The sequence below is a fragment of the Hyphomonas sp. genome, from assembly GCF_013823385.1.
Lineage (GTDB): Bacteria > Pseudomonadota > Alphaproteobacteria > Caulobacterales > Hyphomonadaceae > Hyphomonas.
In genome coordinates this window covers 1-3593 of record NZ_PNMA01000086.1, presented here as the reverse complement: position 1 = coordinate 3593, position 3593 = coordinate 1, and the positions used below count along the sequence as shown (strand labels likewise).

At 62.1% G+C, this 3593-nt stretch carries 4 protein-coding genes; all 4 read right to left on the bottom strand.

The window, feature by feature from the left end; genetic code table 11:
- Window positions 1-118: 118 nt before the first annotated feature.
- The 4 genes from C0456_RS19775 to C0456_RS19760 all read right to left on the bottom strand — a co-directional run bounded on the left by C0456_RS19775 (window position 119) and on the right by C0456_RS19760 (window position 3498).
- Window positions 119-814 (bottom strand): DUF4336 domain-containing protein, encoded by a 696-nt coding sequence (locus C0456_RS19775; RefSeq protein ID WP_291056174.1) that lies wholly within the window; start codon window positions 812-814, stop codon window positions 119-121.
- A gap of 157 nt (window positions 815-971) precedes the next feature.
- On the bottom strand, window positions 972-2567 hold the full coding sequence (locus C0456_RS19770; RefSeq protein WP_291056177.1) for an IS66 family transposase: 1596 nt from the start codon (window positions 2565-2567) through the stop codon (window positions 972-974).
- A 128-nt stretch (window positions 2568-2695) separates the two neighbouring features.
- Window positions 2696-3049, bottom strand: a complete 354-nt coding sequence (gene tnpB / locus C0456_RS19765) for an IS66 family insertion sequence element accessory protein TnpB (protein ID WP_073976480.1) — start codon at window positions 3047-3049, stop codon at window positions 2696-2698.
- On the bottom strand, window positions 3043-3498 hold the full coding sequence (locus tag C0456_RS19760) for a transposase (RefSeq protein ID WP_188236018.1): 456 nt from the start codon (window positions 3496-3498) through the stop codon (window positions 3043-3045). The genes tnpB and C0456_RS19760 overlap by 7 nt, the downstream gene beginning before the upstream one ends.
- Window positions 3499-3593: the final 95 nt, after the last annotated feature.

Sequence of the window (3593 nt, the reverse complement as noted above, 5' to 3'; positions counted from 1 at the left end):
GGTAAGCGTCCGGCCGATGCCGTGGTAGGCAACCGACAGCTTTCGGCGTGTGTCCTCGGCCTGCCTTATGACCGATTGTGGGTGGGAAGCGGACTGTCTGGTTTTGGTGCTGTGCAGCTCAAAGCGGGAGCCAAGAGAAGCGTTGCCGCAATTCCTCGGTAGCGTTCTCTCGAAACCATTCGCCGTGTGAAATGACTGCCGCGTCAGGCTTAAAGGCGAGCAAATCAGCAATCGCCGTTGCACCAAGATTTTTGTCTTTCATCGACCAACGATAGAGCAGCGGCGTTCGTCCGCGCGGATAGGTCACGCCCTCAATGCGAGCTACGAGTCGACCCAGCACAGTTTGATGCTCTGCGCGAATGTTTACGATCAGGTCAGTAAGGATCGCTGTTGAAGATGGGCGATGGTAGAAAATGAACTCATCAAACGCGCGACTACCGGCGAACAACATTTGTTCAATCTCACCCGGCCAAGCCGAAGCAGTCTCATGGCCCAAAGCTCGCCCGAAGTTCAGATCAGATCGCTTCGATGCAAGACCAGGTGCCGCGAGAAGCTCGGCTTCCGAGAAGTGACGCTGCCATTCGCCAAGAAAAAGATGATGATAGATATTCGGAGCGATTATGAAACGCACCGTGCCAAGCTCCGAAATCTCAGCTGCAAGAGCCTCATTGAATTCCACCGGAGAATGAAACCAAATCGACCCATCGCTCAATCTGACCACGGTGGCGCGCGTGGTTATTCGCATCATCAGAAACTTGATCGATGGTCCCTCTGCGATCCATATATCGCTTCCGATCTTCTCGAGCGTTGACATGCTCATACGCTGTCAAAAGGCCTTCAAGTGGGCAAGCCTTATTTAGTCAGCTCTTGGGAACTCGCCATGAATGCGAAAATGTCCGCGATGGGGTCGCTTGCTGAATGTCGGCTTCTGGCGGAAAATCGCAGATAGCTGCCATCGGCGCAATGGGTCCTCACGCAACGTCGGGGTCACTGGAACGAGCCGCCTTCCACGCCCATGGCAGGAGCTCGTCGAGGCGGTTGATGGGATGGCCTTTGCCGATGCGGTCGAGGACGTCGGTCAGCCAGACCTGCGGGTTCACGCCGTTGAGCTTGGCGGTCTCGAGCAGCGAATACATCGCGGCCGCCCGCTCGCCGCCGCAATCCGCACCGGCGAACAGCCAGTTCTTGCGCCCGACCGCGATGCCGCGCAGCGCGTTCTCGGCAAGGTTGTTGTCGATCTCGAGCCGTCCGTCCTGGGTGTAGGCGAGCAGCGCGGGCTTCAGCTTGACGGCATAGCGCAGCGCCTCGGCAAGCGGTGAGCGCGCCGATGCCTGGCCGAGCACGCTGTCTGCCCATGCGAAGAAATCGAGGGCAATGAGCTGTGATGCCGATCGCTGGCGCAGACGCTCCATGGGAGGCTCACCCCCAACCAACCGTTCGATCTCGTAGAGTTGCGCAATCATGGCGAGCCCCTTGCGCGCGGCAGAGCCGCGGTCAGCAACAAGCACGTCATGCAGCTTGCGCCTCGCATGCGCCCAGCAGGCGACGGGCGTGATTGGGCCGGGCTCGCGGCCTGAGTCATAGAGGGCGTTGAACCCCGCATAGGCATCGGCCTGCAGAAAGCCTGCAAAGGCCGCAAGATGCTCGCGCGGTCGCTCGCCCTTGCGATCGGGGCTATAGCGGAACAGGGCTGCGGGCTTGTCGCTGGGGCTCCATCGACGGTTATCGCGCAGATAGACCCATAATCGCCCGGTCGATGTCTTGCCCGTTCCGGGAGCCAGCACCGGGACGGGCGTGTCGTCGGAGTGGAGCTTCGGGCTCGCCATGACGTGTGAGCAAAGCCGCTCGACCAGTGGATCGAGCAGCCAGCTGACCTGACCGAGCCAGTCAGCCATCGTCGAGCGGGGAAGTTCGACGCCCTCGCGCGCATAGATCTGCGACTGGCGGTATAACGGCAGGTGATCGGCGAACTTGGCAACGATTATGTGCGCCAGCAGCCCGGGACCGGCACGGCCGCGCGGGATCGGCAGAGCGGGTGCTGGTGCTTGGGCGATGGTATCGCAGCACTTGCAGGCGACTTTGGGACGGACATGGCGCACCACGCGGAAGCTTGCGGGCACGTATTCCAGCACTTCGGTGACGTCCTCACCTAGAACGCTCGCCTTACCGCCGCACGCCGCGCAGCGATCCGCGCCGGGCGCCGGATGCGTGATCACATCGCGCGGCAGATGATCGGGCAGCGGCGCGCGCTTGGGTTTGCGCCTGGGCTTCGGCTCTTCAGTCTCGTCCTGATCGACCTGCCCGCGCACGACGCACTCGGCATGGGCCTGCCGGGCTTCAAGATCCTCGAGCGTCAGCTCAAGCTGGTCGGCAAGCTGCGTCATGCGCTCGGACGACTGGCCGAACTTCATCCGCCGTAGCTTGGCAAGCTGGGCTTTGAGCTTCTCGATCTGAAGCGTCGTCAGCTTGATCGCGTTGCGCGCGGCACCGAGTTCGTCGCGCGTTGCATCGTGTGCTTTGCGCTCGTCAGCAAGCGCCTGTTCCGAAGCGGAAAGGCGCTCCTTCATTGCCTCGGCAAAGGCCCGAAGTTCGTCCGGATCGGAGGGTAAATCAAGGTCGGCGGGAGACACGAACAGCGGATAACATGATGGGCGATCTTGACCAAGCCGAAGGCAGGAAAACCGCGCCCGATTCGTTAGATATGCACAGGCCGTTTGGGCGGCTTTGGCGCCACCGTCCGCCGCCAATCCATAGCCTCCAGAAGCAGCGAAAACTGCGCCGGTGTCAGCACCACACCCCCATCGACCAGCGGCGGCCACACGAAGCGATGGCGCTCGAGCCGCTTGGCGAAAAGGCACAGGCCGGTGCCGTCCCAGATTAGCGCCTTGAGGTAGTTGCCGCGCTTGCTGCGGAACAGGAAAACGTGCCCACTGTAAGGGTCGAGCCTGAAGACTTCGCTGGCAAGCGCGCTCAGGCCCGCAAAGCCCTTGCGCATATCGACCGGCTTGCTGGCGAGATAGACCTTGGTGCCCGGCGGCAGGCTCAGCAAGGCACGGCCTTCAACGCGCGCAGAACCCGGGCGAGCGCCTTCTCGTTGACGAAGCTGTCGACGGTCAAGCGCGCGCCGTTGGCGAGCTCGATGGCAATCGTGCCTGCTCGTGGCGGCTCGGTCGGCGGAGAAGCCGCTACACCGGCCACCAAAGGGCCGACCGACGGCTCTGGCCCCTCAGGGATGATCGCGGGAGCCGAAGTGTCCGCTGTGGCCTCGACGAACTGGCCGCATGGGATAAACTCTAGCGCCTTCCTTGCAATCGCTTCAGCCTCGCACCGGTTGGCACGCCAGTTGTAGATTAAACTCTTGGCGATGCCATGCCTGCGCGCGACCGACGTGACCGTGACATCGGGCCGCAAGCTCTCCGCGACGATCGCGGCCTTCTCCGCATCAGAATAGCGCCGCCGCCGCTCCGTCCGCACGATCACGCCACCACCGTCGATCACAAGACCTCCTTCTGGAGTCCAGAAAGAGCTCCCTTCAGGAACCGTCCTTCATTGCTCAGCGGCAACCCCGCAACTCGTGGTTGGCCGGACGCTTA

What these genes read in the sequence shown, in the direction of transcription:
- C0456_RS19770 (WP_291056177.1), bottom strand. Translation starts at nt 2,567, where the DNA reads ATGAAGGAGCGCCTTTCCGCTTCGGAACAGGCGCTTGCTGACGAGCGC.
- C0456_RS19775 (WP_291056174.1), bottom strand. Translation starts at nt 814, where the DNA reads ATGTCAACGCTCGAGAAGATCGGAAGCGATATATGGATCGCAGAGGGA.